This window comes from Pseudomonas sp. (genome assembly GCF_017744435.1).
Classification (GTDB): Bacteria; Pseudomonadota; Gammaproteobacteria; order Pseudomonadales; family Pseudomonadaceae; genus Aquipseudomonas.
Map to the genome: position 1 here is coordinate 273,817 of NZ_JAGIBG010000001.1, position 16,615 is coordinate 290,431.

14 protein-coding genes are annotated in these 16,615 nt (G+C 56.8%); 10 read left to right on the top strand and 4 right to left on the bottom strand.

The features are described 5' to 3' along the window. Window positions 1-41: 41 nt before the first annotated feature. Window positions 42-221 (bottom strand): entry exclusion lipoprotein TrbK, encoded by a 180-nt coding sequence (gene trbK / locus J7573_RS01280; RefSeq protein WP_294324351.1) that lies wholly within the window; start codon window positions 219-221, stop codon window positions 42-44. Window positions 222-1,033: 812 nt separating this feature from the next. Between trbK and J7573_RS01285 the strand changes: the two genes are divergently transcribed. From J7573_RS01285 to J7573_RS01310, 6 genes are all read left to right on the top strand, one after another. Beyond that, window positions 1,034-2,710 (top strand): hypothetical protein, encoded by a 1,677-nt coding sequence (locus J7573_RS01285; RefSeq protein ID WP_294324354.1) that lies wholly within the window; start codon window positions 1,034-1,036, stop codon window positions 2,708-2,710. Next, window positions 2,707-4,197 (top strand): hypothetical protein, encoded by a 1,491-nt coding sequence (locus J7573_RS01290; protein ID WP_294324357.1) that lies wholly within the window; start codon window positions 2,707-2,709, stop codon window positions 4,195-4,197. The genes J7573_RS01285 and J7573_RS01290 overlap by 4 nt, the downstream gene beginning before the upstream one ends. Window positions 4,198-4,432: 235 nt before the next feature. After that, a complete protein-coding gene (locus J7573_RS01295; RefSeq protein WP_294324358.1) occupies window positions 4,433-5,965 on the top strand; it encodes a hypothetical protein in 1,533 nt (510 codons plus the stop codon). Window positions 5,966-6,092: 127 nt separating this feature from the next. Further along, the gene (locus J7573_RS01300; protein WP_294324361.1) at window positions 6,093-6,758 is read left to right on the top strand and encodes a YEATS-associated helix-containing protein; all 666 of its coding nucleotides are present in this window, start codon (window positions 6,093-6,095) and stop codon (window positions 6,756-6,758) included. 173 nt (window positions 6,759-6,931) lie between these two features. After that, window positions 6,932-8,725 carry an alpha/beta fold hydrolase gene (locus J7573_RS01305; protein ID WP_294324363.1) on the top strand — a complete coding sequence of 598 codons (1,794 nt, stop codon included), beginning with the start codon at window positions 6,932-6,934 and terminating at the stop codon, window positions 8,723-8,725. A 78-nt stretch (window positions 8,726-8,803) separates the two neighbouring features. Continuing rightward, on the top strand, window positions 8,804-9,574 hold the full coding sequence (locus J7573_RS01310) for a class I SAM-dependent methyltransferase (RefSeq protein WP_294324366.1): 771 nt from the start codon (window positions 8,804-8,806) through the stop codon (window positions 9,572-9,574). Window positions 9,575-9,589: 15 nt separating this feature from the next. On the opposite strand, the gene J7573_RS01315 is transcribed toward J7573_RS01310, so the two are convergent. Then, window positions 9,590-9,967, bottom strand: coding sequence for a DUF4440 domain-containing protein (locus tag J7573_RS01315; RefSeq protein WP_294324369.1), 378 nt, complete (start codon window positions 9,965-9,967; stop codon window positions 9,590-9,592). A 137-nt stretch (window positions 9,968-10,104) separates the two neighbouring features. Between J7573_RS01315 and J7573_RS01320 the strand changes: the two genes are divergently transcribed. Beyond that, window positions 10,105-10,599 (top strand): GNAT family N-acetyltransferase, encoded by a 495-nt coding sequence (locus J7573_RS01320; protein ID WP_294324370.1) that lies wholly within the window; start codon window positions 10,105-10,107, stop codon window positions 10,597-10,599. Between the two features lie 136 nt (window positions 10,600-10,735). On the opposite strand, the gene J7573_RS01325 is transcribed toward J7573_RS01320, so the two are convergent. Next, window positions 10,736-11,668, bottom strand: coding sequence for a peptidoglycan-binding protein (locus J7573_RS01325; protein WP_294324372.1), 933 nt, complete (start codon window positions 11,666-11,668; stop codon window positions 10,736-10,738). A 484-nt stretch (window positions 11,669-12,152) separates the two neighbouring features. On the opposite strand from J7573_RS01325, the gene J7573_RS01330 reads away from it, so the two are divergent. Then, the gene (locus tag J7573_RS01330; protein WP_294324373.1) at window positions 12,153-13,040 is read left to right on the top strand and encodes a hypothetical protein; all 888 of its coding nucleotides are present in this window, start codon (window positions 12,153-12,155) and stop codon (window positions 13,038-13,040) included. A 93-nt stretch (window positions 13,041-13,133) separates the two neighbouring features. Here J7573_RS01330 and J7573_RS01335 read toward each other — a convergent pair whose 3' ends face one another. Further along, window positions 13,134-14,708 carry an alkaline phosphatase D family protein gene (locus tag J7573_RS01335; RefSeq protein ID WP_294324376.1) on the bottom strand — a complete coding sequence of 525 codons (1,575 nt, stop codon included), beginning with the start codon at window positions 14,706-14,708 and terminating at the stop codon, window positions 13,134-13,136. A 286-nt stretch (window positions 14,709-14,994) separates the two neighbouring features. On the opposite strand from J7573_RS01335, the gene J7573_RS01340 reads away from it, so the two are divergent. After that, entirely contained in the window at window positions 14,995-15,684 is a 690-nt protein-coding gene (locus J7573_RS01340) for a hypothetical protein (protein WP_294324382.1), read from the top strand. Between the two features lie 12 nt (window positions 15,685-15,696). After that, window positions 15,697-16,551 carry an alpha/beta hydrolase gene (locus tag J7573_RS01345; protein WP_294324384.1) on the top strand — a complete coding sequence of 285 codons (855 nt, stop codon included), beginning with the start codon at window positions 15,697-15,699 and terminating at the stop codon, window positions 16,549-16,551. Window positions 16,552-16,615 lie beyond the last annotated feature (64 nt).

A 16,615-nucleotide genomic window follows, 5' to 3' on the forward strand; every position in this document is an offset into this window, starting at 1 on the left:
CCCTTGCGAAAGGGCCTTCACGGCACGCTGAATCGCCCTGCTCAGGGCGACGGTCGAGGCATGCACTTTTCGACCAACGTATCCCGGCTGGGATTATTGGGGAGTGTCTTCAGACGATCGGGCTGGCAGTGTTCGTCGGACACCGCGTAATGGGAGGAGTCGTCGCCACAGGCTGCCAGAAGGACAGCGACGACAATGAGAAGGAGGAATTTGCGAATCATCTGCTCACTCACTCCATTGACGGGCGGAGGTTTGGCAAAAGAAAAGATCCTTGCCAAAAGCGTAGCGCGTCTCAGGGCGAGTTCAATGCCAGACTGTCACTGAGTCCCCCTACAGCCCCATGAGGCACTGCATGAGCGCTCGCGGCTCTGGCAACCGAGCTCGGGCATATCTGCGATCACCTGCGCCTGGCCATCTGCCCTGACGACGCCACTTAATGCGTATCTCTGCTCGACGCTGATTGGTTCATCTGTAAAGTTTGCGACGCACATAGGTTGCTAAGGACATGCGCGCTTCGACACCTGTTGGCTCACTTTCCAAAGCGCCACATCCAGTGGACCAAGGTGTAAGCGCCCTCCTCGCCCGGGTGGAAGACTCGTCCCCTCTCTCGAACTGCCAAGTCCTCGACTACTTCGGGCGTTTTTGACATGCCTCAGCCCTCAGAGCCTGCCTGGATTGTTTACCTGTACATGCGAACACTCTAGCTGCGTCCGGAAAGCCTGAATATCGTGACCCTGCCCTGACACGGTTGACACCGTCAAGTCAGACCGCTGCATGAACCCCAACACGTCAAACAACCCGCAAGGAATAATCCATGAAAAATCTCCTGGCAGCCATTGGGCTCGTGGTGGTGATCAAGAAGGGTTACGAGTTGTACCGCGAGTTTTCAGAACTAAAACGTGCCTATTCGACGCGGGAAGATGCCCAGTCATGAGCCACTTGCGGCTAGTCATTACCATCTAAAGCCAAATAGCATTATGCCATCATCCGAGTTAGCATGTCGCGACTCGCTTAACTTAGAAAAGGACCTTCCATGAGCGTTAGCGCCTATCTACGCGAAAACCTCGGCTCTATCTCCCCGAAGAACATTTCCGTTGCTCCGGGAATCGACGAAAACAAACTGAACAACGCACTCAAGGCATTCGCCTACAACGGACTGCCCGGAAATGTGGTGGCGCTTTTCGACAATACCCTGTTCGGCACCGCCAAGGACGGCCTGTTGTTCACCGGCGAGCAACTGATCTACCGCTCTGGATTTGCCGACCCTGTCCATTTCCCCTATGAGGGGATCCGCAGCGCCAAGTACACCCAGCTGCGCACGGGGATCATGGACAAGCTCGAGCACTCTCTTATCATCGAGCGCAAAGACAATAGCCAACTGGTCATCAAGGATCTAAGTGACTGCGACTACGCGGCACTCGCATCCGTGCTCCAGGGCGTTATCGAAAACTTCACTGACTTCCAGGACGAAAAACAGCTCATCCCGCTTGAGGAGATGGACGAAAGGATCAAGGTGGCCTACCTCAAGGTCATCGTGAACATGGCCTACGACAATGACGCTGTCATCGATGAAAAAGAGTTCGCAGAGATCCTGCTGCTGATGACACGGCTGGACCTGGAGCCTGAATCGCGCCTCACTGTGCGCGCCTACATGACCGGTTTCAACCAGCCGGCACCGCTCGAAACACTGCTTGCGGAACTGGATGGCCATTGCCCACGTGGGCAGATCAGGCCGCTACACATATCTCTGACCAAAGACCTGATCAACCTGTACTTTTCCACCGGCGGCAGCTCGCTGGAGACCTTCGGCTTCCTGCAGAAAAACCGGGCACTCCTGCAAGTTACCGATGACGAGATTGATCTCGCCGTCGCGGCCATCCGTAACGACCATAGCATGCTGAAGGACGACGTTACCGATGACCAGATCGTCAGTGCGCTGAAGCTGCTTTCTGCGAAGGCAGCAGCTGTCGGCACCCCACTGGCGGCGGTGTATCTCTCGGGATCGGTGGTGGGTATGTCCGCAGCCGGTCTGACGTCTGGCCTGGCCACTCTGGGCATGGGCGGCATACTCGGCCTGTCGGGCATGACCACCGGTATCGGAGTCGCCGTGCTGCTCGGTGTAGGCGCCTATGCAGGCATGCGCAAGCTGACCGGTGCAGACGAGCTGACACGCTCGAAACGACGCGAGCTTATGCTGGTTGAGGTCATCAAGCAGACCCAGGCTACCATTTCCCTGCTGATACAGGATCTCAACCATATCACCAGTCGACTGAACCAAGCCCTGGCAGAGCATGGTGAACAAGACCAGATGATCCAGCACCTTACTGCCATGATGGGGCAGATGACCGGCGCCGGTACCGTGCTGACCAACAAGTGCGATGCGACCCAAAGCAGCGCGAACAAACTACGCTGCGCTCGCTTCCTGGACGACGCCAAGCTCAGGACGCTCACCAAGGAACCGACGAAGGCAGAGCTATACGACTACATCAGGGCGTTCTACGAAGAGCGTTCATTCTCCCAAGAAAAGGATGGTCAGCAGATCGAGACAATCAAGCTCGCGATAAAACCCGGCGCTTCGCCAAAAGCACTGGAGAACCTCGCCCGGGCCTTCGAAGCAGTCGGTTATTTCAACGTCAGCGATGTACTGGTCGGTGGCGCCGCCGATATGGCAGACAAGGCCAAGGGCAAGCTGCTCGGTCTATTCTCATGAGCAAGAAGGATGTGTTGACCGAACAGGCTCAGGCGATGCTGGTGCAAAAGCACCAGCTGAACGCCGCGCAAAACCATATCGGGCTGGTCGATGGTGCCCTGCAAAACCTGCAGGCGACGCAGGCAGAGAATCGCCAGCGTCTCGAACTGATGCTGCTGCAAGCTCAGGCATTGGTGGAAGGCAACCAGGTCGTGTTCGAGGTGGACGACGACGAAGCGCTTCTTATCGAGAGCAGACTTGTAGTACAGAAAAACAGCGTAAACCTCGACACACCGCTTCCACGTCTCGACTTCATCGACATGGAGGATGGGAGCGATTGGGCTGGTTACCTCGACCAGATCACAGCCTATGCCCAGCGGCGGCGGATCGAATTTGCGCGAGACCCGTTCCGCGAACTGATGAGCGCAAGCCAACGCATTGCGCTGGAAAAGCGCATCAGAGACGAGTTCTCGTTTAAGAGTGCCCGCTGCGACAAATACGATTACTTGATCGCAGGTACCTGCGGCCTGATCGGCGGCCTGGTCGACATTCTGTTCGTGGGCCTCCCTGGTCAGGGAGCACTTACCCACTTTACAGACGACATGACCGATAAGGCGGTACAGCAATTCGCGGCCTGGAATGGTTGGGAAGGGCCAAACAAAGGCAGTGACCCGGTGTCCAGTGCGATTGGATTCCTGGAAAGGAAGTACAAGGTCAACTATGACCATCGACATGGAGGTGATGTCGACGGTCTGTTCAAAATGAGCACGCGCAACCACCACATCAAGAGCCTGGCGCATTCGCCGGACCTAGTCGGATTGTTCTTCTCGATCCTCGACCAGTTCACCAGCACTGCACATTTCGTCGATGGCGGCCGAATCATTAGTGTCGATACCGATACCTTCGAACTAAAGGGCTTGAACCTGATTGCCAAGCTATTCTGCGGCTTCATGAACTGGCTGGGTCATCTGCTCTCGGATGTGGCCGGCTCATCCGGCGCTAAAACGCGGGGGTCGGGCATTCCGATTCCGTTCTATTCGCTACTGCAGTTCATCAACATTGGCGAGTTCGGCAAGCATCGGCAAACCTTCGCCACGATCGCCGTCCAAGTATTCGAAAAGGGTTACGATCTGCGTCACGGGCTGGCAATGGCTATTCCGGTGATGCTGAGCGAAATGTTGACCCGAGTGATGTGGGTCGTGAAGCAGCGCTTTTATCACGAGCAGGAATGGGCGCAGTGCATTCCATCGGCCAGCAACCCCGAGCTGCACCGGATGCTGCTGGTGGCACACGGCACTCTTTGCATCGTCGACGGCGCCGATGCGACGATTCGCTCGGGCGGCGACATGATCCAGTTCATGCTGCGCTCGAACCTTATTGCCTGGGTGCGCTTTGGCACGTTGGCGCTCAAGGAACTCAATCGCTGGTACCAGGATGGAAAGCTCGATATCGAGGCCGTCGATACCTACCTGGACGGTGAATACCAGCGACTTGTCGCAAGCGCGTGACAGATTCAAGCAGTGAATCCTTGCGGCAGATAGTCGGGGGGGGACCGCCTGACTGCAGCCCGTGCGGTGGCCCGATTGCAGGCCGCCCAATGCGCCACTGATGGGCGGAAGCGCCAGCCAGCCATAACCTAGAGTTCTGATAGTTATCAAATTCGCGCCCGCGGCCCTGCCCTCGGACCCGTAGTGAAATCCGTGCGCAATGAATGCGTACGCAGCTGATCCAGTGAGAACAGTCATGGAAAAAACAGTACTTGGTGTTTTGCAGAACTTCCATTCCGAAGGGCTCTACGTCGCCCCGGACATTCCCCGCAAGAAGGCCGATAACGCCACCGCGTCCTACGGCATGCCCTCCTCTGTGAAAGTATTCGCCATCGTCGACTCGACAGTTTTCGGTTCGGCAAAAAACGGCCTGGCGTTTACCTCGCACGGGTTGTTCTGGAAAAATGACTGGACTACCACCTCGGCGAAAACTCACATGCCCTGGGAAGAGTTCAAGTCCACTTCCCAGGGCCGGGCGACCAAAGGTTCTGAACTGTTGCTGGGTAATGGCTGCGCGTTCGGCATGGCGGGTTCGAGCATGAAGCCTAAGGTTTTGCTGCAACTGATGGAAAAGCTGGCAGAGCAGTTGCAGGAACCTGCCGAGCCCGCAGTACAAACAGTTGAAGCACCCGTTGCGCAACCTGTAGCCAGTCAGCCATCGGTTGCACGCGAAGAGCCTGTCCACATCGCTAAGGCTATTACCCCCGATGCGGCACCGGAGCCTGAGCCTGTTCGCAAGCCTGCGTTCGATGGCAGCTATCAGCAGGATCAACTGCAAATCGTCAATGCAGTGGCCAAGCGGCACAGGCTATCTCACCAGATCCAGGTCGCACCGTCGATCAAGGTATACAAAGTCGAGAAAGTCATCGAGATCTCGGCGGGCCGAATCAAGCCTTACGACATTCTGATGATCGTCGACAATACCTTCCTGCAGACTGCCAAGGACTTCATGGTAGTCACGGCAAAGGCCGTATGGGCCAAGGGGACGCTGAGGAAGCTTGAGCAGTTTCCAATCAGCGAGATTCGCAGCATTCGCTGCGAAGCTAAGAACCTCTACATCAACGACTATGACTTCCAATATTTCGATCAGTTATCTGAAAATGAAGTGTTGGTGATGACCAACATGCTCAAAGAGTTGGTGGTGGCGCTGGGCCGACAGGCGCAGGCCTCGGCGGGGCGAGTCGAACCTCAACTGCCTCGCCTGCTGGACAACGTTCTGTCTGCAATCTACGACGATGTCATCAACGATACCGTTACCCGTTTGCGCCTGGACAACCCACAAGGCCGGGAGCTCATTACGACACTGACGGATTCCTGCTTCGCCACATTTTTGCTGGTGAGCGCCCGGTTACAAGAGCATCAGAGTTCGGACCGTGCAGAGATGCTGGGGCAATACCTGCTCGCACAAACCCTTGCAACTGTGTTCGCGCTGCGGAGCAGTGACGAATTGTGGAGCAGCCTGGAGCTGCAGGTTGCATACATGATGATTCAAGGACGGTTGATCTACCGAGTGTTCGGGCAGACCGAACGCAGCGGTGTCGGTATGTATCCTGGGCAAGAGTGGTATGTGCAAGTGCTTAGAAGCGTGATGGAGGCTGACAGCCTTGATGAAGGGCTGGAGGCGCTACGCGAGGTGCTGGGTCAGCTTACTCGAGCAAATCAAAAAGCAATTGAGGCAGCATTTGAATGTGCTGATCAGGCTCAAGAGCTTTTTATTGAAGGTCTGTAATTAGCGACCTATCGGCATTGAAGCGAGCAGATTGCGGGTTTCAGAACCGCAGTCTGCCAGGCGTGATTGCCAATTTGATCATGCCTGCCGCACTGCAAAGCTACAGATATAGATACAGGTAGAAAAGATGCTTTATATATTGCTGGGAACGCTGGTTGGCACTGGTGCGGTGGGGGGGTTCGCAGGCCACCTCCTGTATGGGGGCGGTTGGGGATGGGGTGCCGCCAAAAACATCTTACTCGGTATTTGCGCTGCTTTTATGGTGCCCCTCTTTTTAAATACCATATCCAGTACATTGATTCGGGACATCCTGAGCAGTGCCGACCTCGATGCGAGCAAGTACCTCATATTCATAGGCTTTTGCTTGATTGCGTCCATTTCAGCACAAAAGTTCATCCGCCTCATGAGCACTAACATTATTAAAGAACTTCAAGAAGTGAAAGAGAAGGCCGAGGATGCTCAATCGAAGGCTAAAACTGCCTTGGACGCCACCGAGAGTACAATAGAACCCGAAGTCGGACCACTCACTCCAGAGGATGAAAAAGCATTCAGCGACCTAGACGCTACCACACAGAACGTTCTGGTCCACCTTCTGGATGGTCCCTATACGATGAGATCTGCTACCGGGTTGGCACAAGAATTAAATTTGCAGGTTGAACTTGTCAATCGCGCCTTGCAAACCCTTCAGAGTAAAAGCTTTGTAAGACGTGGTGTTAACGCCAAGAATCAAAAACGGTGGTATTTGACGGGGTCGGGGAAAAAGGGAGCCACAGAGATAAAAAATAAGCAATAGAAGCCCAGTCACCAAACACGTCGAAATTTTGACATTTAATCCACCACCCGCGGTCTACGCACTCCCTCGTCATGAAATGAAAATTCCCTGACGTGCGATGAGAAGTGGCCGCGACCACTGCTGCCTTAAAGTCGGTGCACAACAAAACCGTGCCCGTAATCACGAGAGCAGCCATGAGCACATCCACCGAAGCGAGCGAGACCGCCCCCCTCACCCAACGTGCCCCTGCACCTGGCCGAAAGCGCCGCACACGCAAGCAGGCCGATCTACCGGGCGACACGCAACAGCAAGCGCTGATAGGCGCCGCTGCCAACCAGACCCCGGCGGCCAATCCGCTGGTCAGCGTCCGCCCGACCGACCTGGCCAACTGGGCCTGCTGCCTGCTCAAGGCCGTGGGCAAGTCGCCGCTCAAGGCCGGTGCTCATGCCGGTGGCTACCTGAAGTCGCTGCGCGGCATCGTCGGTGGCCGCTCCTGCATCGCGCCAGACCCGAAGGACAAGCGCTTCGCCGATCCCGCCTGGCAATCCAACGCCTTCCTGCGTGCACTGCTGCAGAGCTACCTGGCCGGCAAGGATGAGCTGACCCGCTTCATCGACGCCAGCGACCTTGCCCCCCAGGAGAAAAGCCGCGCCCGCTTCATCGCCGCACTGCTGGCCGATGCCCTGGCACCGAGCAACTCCCCGCTGAGCAATCCGGCGGCGCTGCGCAAGCTGGTGGACACCGGCGGCATGAGCCTGGCCAGGGGCTTCGGCCAATTTGGCCATGACCTCCTGAACAACCGCGGCCTCCCGAGGCAGGTCGACAGCGCGCCATTCAAGGTTGGGGAAAACATCGCCACGGCCAAGGGCGAAGTGGTATTTCGCAACGAGATGTTCGAACTGCTGCAGTTCGCCCCCACCACCGAAAGGGTCTTTGCCCGGCCTCTGGTGATGTCGCCGCCGCAGATCAACAAGTACTACGCCATCGACCTGTCGCCGGAAAAAAGCCTGATCAAGTGGATTCAGGACAGCGGCGTCAGCCTGTTCGTCATCAGTTGGCGCAACCCGACCCGCGAGCATCGCGACTGGGGCCTGGCCGATTACGCTCTGTGCCTGGACCAGGCAGTGGACGTGGCGCGCAGCATCACCCGCAGCCCGGATGTGAACATGTGGGGCTCCTGCTCGGGTGGCATCACCCTGGCGGCCTACCTGGGCTGGCTGGCGGCCCGGGGCGAAGGCCACAAGGTCGCCAATACCTGCTGGGCCGTGTGCGTGCTCGACATGCCGTCGGCGCTGGACGACACCGACCTCGGGCTGTTCAACACGCCTTCGGCACTGCGTGCGGCCAAGGCCAGCTCCCGGCGCAAAGGCGTGCTGAGCGGCCAGGACATGGCCCGCATGTTCGCCTGGATGCGCCCGAACGACCTGATCTGGAGCTACTGGGTCAACAACTACCTGCTGGGCAACAAACCGCCGGCGTTCGATATCCTGGCCTGGAACAACGACACCACGCAGCTACCGGCCCAGCTGCACGCTGACTACCTCGACCTGATCCAGCAAAACCCCTACGTCAACCCGGGTATCCTGGAAATTGCCGGCGAGTTGATCGACATGACCCAGGTGCAGGTCGGCGCCTATGTGGTTGGCGGCACCACCGACCACATCACCCCCTGGCAAGGTTGTTACGGCACCGCTCGACTGTTTGGCGAAGACACCACCTACGTGCTGTCCAATGCCGGCCACCTGCAGAGCCTGGTGAACCCGCCGGGCAACCCGAAGTCGTTCTACTACGCGGCACCCGCCACTGCCGAAGCACCTGAAGACTGGCTGCAGAATGCCGGCGAGCGCCAGCAAGGCAGCTGGTGGCCGCATTGGCGCGAATGGATCGGACAGCGTTCGGGCGACAGCCTGGTGGCACCGAAGCGGCTCGGCTCGCGCAAGCACCGGCCCTTGTGCCCCGCACCTGGCACCTATGTCATGACGCGTTGAGAGGGGTTTCTTCATCTCCAGGCCACCGCACCGTTCCTATAATCCCCCCATCGCCAGCCCTAGCAGGAGCCCGCCAACATGCCTTCCGTTCATGACGCCGCCCAGACCGGATACTCCCGCCAGGCCCAGACTTACACCCAGGGCCGGCCAAGCTACCCCGAGGCCCTGTCCAGCTGGCTGCAGCAGAGGCTGATGATCAACGGGCAGACCCGAGTGGTCGATCTTGGTGCCGGCACCGGCAAGTTCACGCGCTTGTTGCTGCCGCTGACGGACCGGCTGATGGCCGTCGAGCCGGTCGATGCGATGCGCCAGGAATTCGCCAAGTGTGTGCCCGGCATCGAGGTGTTTGCCGGAACAGCCCAGGCAATACCCTTGCCCGCCGCCAGCGCCGACGTGGTGCTGTGCGCCCAGGCCTTCCACTGGTTCGCAGACGCCCAGGCACTGGCCGAGATCCATCGGGTGCTCACGCCCGGCGGGCGCCTGGGGCTGGTGTGGAACGTACGGGACGAATCGGTCGATTGGGTTGCGGCGATTACCCGGATCATCACCCCTTATGAGGGTGATACACCGCGCTTTCATACCGGTCAATGGCGCGCTGCGTTCGACGGCTCAGGTTTCTCGGCGCCTGAACTGACCTGCTTCGAGCACGTTCACCTCGGCAGCGCCGAAACGGTGATCATGGACCGTATTCTGTCCGTCAGTTTCATCGCCAGCCTGCCGCCTGCAGACAAGGCCGAGGTTACCCGGCAACTGCGCGAACTGATCCAGACGCACCCGGCGCTGCGGGGCCAGGAAACCATCGCGTTTCCCTACCAGACCCAGGCGTACCTCTGCCATCGACTGGGTTGAGGCTCAAGCGGCAAATCACGCCGCCCAGGTTTCATGGAGATGGCGCCATAGAACGCGATCTCCCTGAAGGCTGAACAGTGCCGTCGAGAGCCGTGTCTTTGCGTCCTGGCCGGGCAGAAGATGTGTCTCTTGATAGCGGATCACGGCACCATCCGGCCATTGCGCCAAGGCTTCCAACCCGGTGAGCTCGATGGTCAACCCTGGCTGGCTACCTGCACGCTTGGCGAACAGGGTTGCGACATCCTGCAGGCACACCTGAACGCCAGTAGGCGTGATCATGGAGAAGTCCGGCGTGAAGCGCTCGATCATGGCCTCAACCTGGCCCTCCCCTCTGGCGAAGAGCGCTTCGATCAGTACGTGCAGGTCGATGACTTCTTGTAGGTAAGGATTCATGGCGTTTCAGTCCTCGTTCGGTAGCCGATTATGACTGATTACCTGGAACGGTGGAGGAACCGGGAGCATTGCAAATACGCCTGAAGGTGCCATAGGCTGCGTCTTCATGAGTCGATGCTGCTGACACGGGGGAAACGATGACCGAACTACAAGGATGTGCAGGATTTTCCGGGCTGGAGTGCCGACCTGTCGGGCCCTCTGACGCAGAAATGATCTGCTCGCATCGCGAGCAAATGTTTCTTGAGGCGGGAGGGAATCCTGAAGAACTGCGCGTAATGACTGAGCACTTTCGCCCGTGGCTGGAGGAGCGGCTTGGTGACGGTCGGTATTACGGTTTCAAACTCCTGGATGGCGACCAGCCGGTTGCCGCCATTGGCCTGATGAGCATTGACTGGCCTCCCCATCCCTCGCACCCAACCCTGGACAAGCGCGGGTACGTGTTGAACGTGTACGTCCAGCCGGCTTACCGCCGCCGAGGCCTGGCATCGGCCTTGATGCACGCGGCTGACGCCGAGTTCGGTCGCCGAGGCATCACGTTCGCTGTCCTGCACGCCACCGAGACGGGCAAACCGGTCTATGCGCAAAGCGGTTGGGCTGGAACGGCGGAAATGGCCAAATCCATTGCTCTATAACACCCTCATCATGGTGATCATCACACACCGTCCGCGTCGCGCCGCTGAGCAATGCCGAGGAACTGAACATCCGCACAATCCAGATAGCCAACACCCTGCTGCCATACGATAGCCCGCAGCCAACGATGACTCGATGTCATTCAGTCAGTTGAACGATTAACGAGACATCCGCGACTCCACTCGCCGCCAGGCCCTTGGCTTTCTGGTACTCCTTGAGTCGGGCGACACTGGTCTGGCCGAACAGGCCATCGGCCTTGATGTCCGCACCACGGGCGCAGAGGCCGAGCTGCACGAGGCGTACGTCCAAGCCTCGCGCCATAGGCGTCTGCAATGCCAGCGCACGGCTGCCGGGTTGTGGGCCGTCGTAGCAACCGGGGGGCATTGCATTGAGGGTGGCGGTGGAAATTTCCAGGCCACGCACTACCAACGGCAGATCCAACCCCCAGTGCCCTTGGGTGATCAGCTGGCGCAAGGCCTGCGTCCGATAGACGGTGGCGTGCAGGACCTCATTGTCGTGATTGGCGAGCCAATCCTCGCGCGCATCGACATAGGCCGCGATCCACGCGTGTTCGCCTACTGCTACCGGGTTTCCCTTGGCATGCAGGACGCGGTCACGAATGAGGCCCCAGGAGCCATGCACCGTGCTGTCGTAGATCACCGCCAGGCCAAGAGGCGTAGTGATGCCAATGTCCTCAGCAGATTTTTCCGCAGGTTGCCAATATTTATCGTCGAAGAAATTATCCTGGGTATCGCGCATGACTGGGTCGTCGGCGGTGGCGCGCAGGATATTGTGCAGGAGCCCTGTATGATCGAGTTCGGTATCACACGCTTTCAGCGGAATCAGATAATCCTGGAGTTGTTGACTGAAGCGTGCACCGGGATTCTGGCAATAGCGCTCAACCAATATGTACAGGTTGCCCGTAGATAGCGTGGTTTGCGATCGGCCGAATGTCAGGTGGCCAGAGTCACCCTTTATGACGGTGACATTGCCATAATCACCGAGGACACTCCCTGTCTCAAAAATGTTGACAATGGCTTGGGCGGCTCGTTTCTGTAGTGCGGTTAGCATGGCTGTCTACTCCACGTCTGGCGAGCTTCGCGCGCGAGAAGTCCAACGCTGCACTTCACCAAAAAATGTGCCAAAGGCCACGTGGGAATAATGTCTGGAGGGAACAGCGCGCAGGACTGCCAACCTTTGCGGTGAAATTCCGAACTCAACAGCCTCCCCACATTTCTGTGACGAGGAGCAACATCCCGCTCTTGTTCGGAGAGCTACACCTGCTCATCGACGCTGATCTGTCAGATTAGCCGACCGATATATGCACGTCCATCCCCAGGTGCGATAAGACAGCGGATTGGATTTATAATATTTTGAAGAGGACACGACTGCAATTATTTCAACTGGATATTAATGGAGCATTCTGGCTTATGCAGGGCACCCCACGGCTGTCGTTGCCTCATGTTCCCAACTGAGCGATCAGCGCCGGAATGGCTGCCTGGGTCAGGCATCGCCTATAGTGCAGGTAACGCGTCGCGATCTAACAGGTACTCGCATGACGACCAAGGCAGTCATTCCGGTCCTGCCTCATTCTTTATGTAAGTCCCTGCTCTGGTTTTCACATCTGGCCTTGAGCATAAGCCTACCAAACTTCAATCGTCAGGAGGCGGCAATGCGAACATCAGCAGTGCTAATGCTACTGTGGATTCCACTAGCCGTCGCGGAGCCTGAGACACCGCAGGTACCCGTTCAACCCCCTGTAAAACCTGCTGATCGACATGCCAATCTTATTGCTGCCACCAACAGCATTTATCAAGTGCTGTATAGTTCGCCAACTCCTGAGCTAAAAAATCTGACGGACGTTATCGACGTTGGCTGCACAGCCATCAGCAAACTACTCGCAGACTCACTATTTCACGCCGAGTATAAGTTTGTCATAGGCACCGCCTTGCTTTCGATACCTCGCCGAGCCCAGACCCAATCAAGCTCGGCACTTTTCAAATCAGACTTCATCAAAACCGAAGAAAAGTGGCTTCTTGAGTCAGGACTGCAAACCCTGACCACTGAAAAAATCCTCAAATCAATGCTTCCCCTGAAAGAATATTTCTATCTCGACCCCACCAACTTTGACTTTAATGACTACACATCCAAACTAAAGTCCGAGCTCTGCAGCGGCGCCGAAAAGATAAAGGCAATCAAGAGCGCGTCAACACGACGAGCGACTGTTGCGGAATGGGGAGCCAAACTCGGCGGTGTATCTGTCGTAGCGATTGATGTTTCGTCTGCCCTCTACTATCCAGAAGCTTCCACCTATGAAATATCCTCTGATGCCGTTACAGGCTCGCAACGGCATGTCGCGCACGGTTCAATTGTCATGGGAATCATCATCAGCAACTGGGGCGAGAAAGCGCCGCCCTCGCCTGCCCACACGGGCACTCATTGATGAAACGTGCAAACTTCCCTATTCGACCATCTTCAAATTTCGTAGCCGTCGATGAGCCTGCTTGCCGCTGCCCGCCAGCAGGCTTTACCTCATTCAAGGTGACTGATCATTTCTCGGGTCAATAACCTGCGTAACGAGGTGGTCATAGCCTTCGACGTGCCAGTTTGCCCACAGCCGATACTTCCCGGCTTCACTATCAGGCTCGATTGCCAACCAATTCCTCGCCGGGATCAAATAACGACCACGGGATCCGATAGGTAACATCGATCCTGTCAGCCGGTAATCGATTTTTTCTTCGCTTGCGCCAAGTGCTTCCAAAAAGTAAACCGCCAGTGCCGGCGGCGATGGATGGACTATTCCCGTAGAAATAAGCTGGTAGATCATCCCGGCCCCATCTGTGCGGTGCGCCGCAAGCCGCGACTCAATCACACAGGCCCCCGCGACATGAACATCGCCCGAAACCAAAGTCACTTTACAGCCGTCAGGAGCACTGGCGTAGTCGAGAAGTCGCATGATCAACCGCAAACGCTCGTCTCTGTGCGGACGACTACGCCAGTGATCACGTAAATCATCCTCCAGCTCCTGCTGGCCGGGAATCAGATCAAGTGCCTTCTCAGCAGCCTGCAGGTCCAGGTATCCGACGGGGATGCTGCTCATCACCAACATATGCTTGTGCTGCTTCACGCCTGCCAGCCAGTTATAGATAGCATCCCAACTCTTTTGCGAAACAATCTGTGTATTTTTGACCGTGGGTGTGGTCAGGTCCGGATGGCGCTCACTTCGAAGATCGGGAACCATAATCGCCAGCCCCCCCAGATTGGAGAAGCCCAAGTGAAAACCATCAGCGACACCAGGAATCGCGCACGGATGCTGTTCAACAGATGGCGCCAGATGGGGGGAGTTCTGGCTCAGTTGCTGTTGGAAAATTCTGAAGTATCGTTTCGCCGTAGCGAACAGCCCTTGGAAAACAGGGCTGGCGTGTAGATTTTCCGGGTAGGAACCCCACCCATCAATGATATCGTGGTCATCCCACATCATGATCGTCGGAATCGATGCGAACATGAGCTTTGGTTCAGGTTGCTTCCAACGATCGAGGTAGAGCCAGCTATAGAACTCGTCAAGTTCTGCTTCGATTGCCTGGGTATAAACTTGATCAGCACGTTCTTTAAATGACAGGCGGAACCACTCTTTCATCAAGGGCGCTCTACCGCGCATCTCGTCGCTGTAGACCTGGTCTCCCCCCATCAGTAGCACGTGGTAAGGATTGACCTTGTGCGCGGAGGCCATGTCATCCCAGCGCTCATTGTTCTTGTCGACCTTCTCCATCAATTTTGGGTCGGAAAAACCATTGCAGGACGCATAAGCCATGCGCGGGGGCTGCCCCTCGGGCGGCACAACGAAGATAGCGCGTGCCCCACCAAAGGTAATCTCCACGGTTATTTCTTTGCCAAGCTTTTGCTTGATTTCGAATTCGGCGCGCCACACCCGATAACGGGGAGCAAGCAGTGGGATGTCGGCAATTGCTGTCACAGAACCGGCTTTGGCCCCAGACACTACAGTTGCAACCGGATCTGCATCCGCCTTGTCCAGGACAATGAGCGCAGAGACGTTATAGACAGCGTTGGATATACCGCGAAACTGCAAAACAGGCCCCAATAATGTTTGCATACGCCACCCTCTTATAACGTAAGCTAAAACACTTCGCCCTCGTACTGCCCCTCATTGCGCTGCCTGATGCACATCGGCCGCAGCGTAATGTAAGCAAGCTGATACTAGACGATTACGCGGTTTCCGCTAGTTTGAGGCGGCGATGCGCGATCATGGCGTACGGCTTGAACAGGCCTACGTGCACCTGTTGATGGATTTTCCATCTCCATCTATGCTCCAGCTTGGTAAGCTTGGATACCGCCGTTCCAAGTCTGAGCCCCCACCTCGCACGCGAATGGAGCTTACCATGTTGATCGATACGCTTACTCAGCACATAACTGCTGCGGCGGGCCTTGGCACTGCGGCGTTTGCATTAGTTGATTCAAGCAAAACCCTATTTGGTGGTACGTCAAACTATGGTTATTTCGCGATAAGAACCACGGCAAGGCAATTTTTTCCGTCTACCCCGAAGGAAAACAGGCCAGCGCATTCAGCCCCCGAGACGTTAGGTTTTGAAAGCCTTCGATCATCGCTTCGTGCCAATTGGTTGAATGGCACTCCTTTAGAACAACAAAAAGCTATCGCCAAGGCGCAAATCAAACTACGCCTCAGCGAGCATACGGCAAAGGCTTATGCCCAAGTCACCAAAGTCAATGCCGATCTATTAACAGCCATCGCAAAGAAGATTGCTTCAGGTGATGCGCTTGATCCAAAGGAAAGTAACGAGTGGTCTCGCTTCGATCTCACCCTCACCAGCATCCTGGATGAATGTTACGCAAGGGCTGATCAGCACTACCGGAATTTTTCAAAGGCCACTGCCGTAGTCCTTTCAGTGGGCCTGGCGCTTCTGGGTCAGTCCATTTACCCCACATCGTTTGATGGCTATGAGGCTGCCTTGCTCGTGGGTTTAGCCGCGACGCCGGTCGCCCCTATTGCGAAGGATCTGACCAGTGCATTGTCCACGGCGGTCAAAACAGCACAATCCCTGCGCAAGTGAGGCTGCAACATCATGACCTGGTTTCTGGATTTGCGCGCTGACGGCGTTGGGGGCACTCCGGCCAAGCAGGTGATGCTGCGTCAAGGGATGGGGTATTACCCGAACTTGCAGGAATTTCTGCTTCAGATTCGCGGCCGAGACGTACTGATCGGCACCCACGGCTTCAACGTAGATAGAACTGACGGGGTTCTCGCCCTCTCCGATTGGGAGAAGTTGTTGGACCTTGGCGATAATGCGCTGTTCGTAGGTGTCCTCTGGCCAGGCGACACTCGCTGGATTCCAGTGCTGGACTACCCGTTCGAAGATACCGAGGCAATCGACAGCGCCACTCTGCTGGCCGAGTATCTGGACCTTTATTTCAGCGATGCCACCAGCCTTTCGTTTGTCTCCCATAGCCTCGGAGCACGAATGGTTCTGGAAACGATCAGTAAGCTCAAACGCGAAACAGTCGCCCACGTAACCCTGATGGCAGGAGCAATCAGCAGCGATTGCCTGGCAACAGCGTACCGGGCCACGGTACCGCGAATCGAGAGTTTAGCCGTCCTTGCATCGCACTGCGATCATGTCCTGGAACTCGCGTTCCCTGTCGGCAACCCGGCAGCCGGACTGATCACCCAGGGCTCGCCTTATCACGGTGGTGCGCTGGGGCGCTATGGGCCTCAGCCTCCGCTACCCAGTAATTTGAGAACTCCCTGGCATATTCCGGATGCTTGGAAATGTGATCATGGCGACTACGTGGGAGGTAATGAAACCCAGTACCCGACCCCGACCAATTTGCCAGCGCCCGATACTCCCGTCCCGCATACTCTAGCTGCGTGGACCGCCGCCTTTGTCTCAACACAGTTCCGCAAGGCAGTCGGCCATTGAAGCTGTATTGTTAGCGCGGGCAGCTCCTGCCAGACGGTCATGGCGCTTCACCTTCAGGGAACTA

Coding starts and splice junctions, on each gene's coding strand:
- J7573_RS01340 (WP_294324382.1), top strand. CDS start 14,995: ATGTTGATCGATACGCTTACTCAGCACATAACTGCTGCGGCGGGCCTT.
- J7573_RS01310 (WP_294324366.1), top strand. CDS start 8,804: ATGCCTTCCGTTCATGACGCCGCCCAGACCGGATACTCCCGCCAGGCC.
- J7573_RS01285 (WP_294324354.1), top strand. CDS start 1,034: ATGAGCGTTAGCGCCTATCTACGCGAAAACCTCGGCTCTATCTCCCCG.
- J7573_RS01335 (WP_294324376.1), bottom strand. CDS start 14,708: ATGCAAACATTATTGGGGCCTGTTTTGCAGTTTCGCGGTATATCCAAC.
- J7573_RS01345 (WP_294324384.1), top strand. CDS start 15,697: ATGACCTGGTTTCTGGATTTGCGCGCTGACGGCGTTGGGGGCACTCCG.
- J7573_RS01290 (WP_294324357.1), top strand. CDS start 2,707: ATGAGCAAGAAGGATGTGTTGACCGAACAGGCTCAGGCGATGCTGGTG.
- J7573_RS01320 (WP_294324370.1), top strand. CDS start 10,105: ATGACCGAACTACAAGGATGTGCAGGATTTTCCGGGCTGGAGTGCCGA.
- trbK (WP_294324351.1), bottom strand. CDS start 221: ATGATTCGCAAATTCCTCCTTCTCATTGTCGTCGCTGTCCTTCTGGCA.
- J7573_RS01315 (WP_294324369.1), bottom strand. CDS start 9,967: ATGAATCCTTACCTACAAGAAGTCATCGACCTGCACGTACTGATCGAA.
- J7573_RS01330 (WP_294324373.1), top strand. CDS start 12,153: ATGACGACCAAGGCAGTCATTCCGGTCCTGCCTCATTCTTTATGTAAG.
- J7573_RS01305 (WP_294324363.1), top strand. CDS start 6,932: ATGAGCACATCCACCGAAGCGAGCGAGACCGCCCCCCTCACCCAACGT.
- J7573_RS01325 (WP_294324372.1), bottom strand. CDS start 11,668: ATGCTAACCGCACTACAGAAACGAGCCGCCCAAGCCATTGTCAACATT.
- J7573_RS01300 (WP_294324361.1), top strand. CDS start 6,093: ATGCTTTATATATTGCTGGGAACGCTGGTTGGCACTGGTGCGGTGGGG.
- J7573_RS01295 (WP_294324358.1), top strand. CDS start 4,433: ATGGAAAAAACAGTACTTGGTGTTTTGCAGAACTTCCATTCCGAAGGG.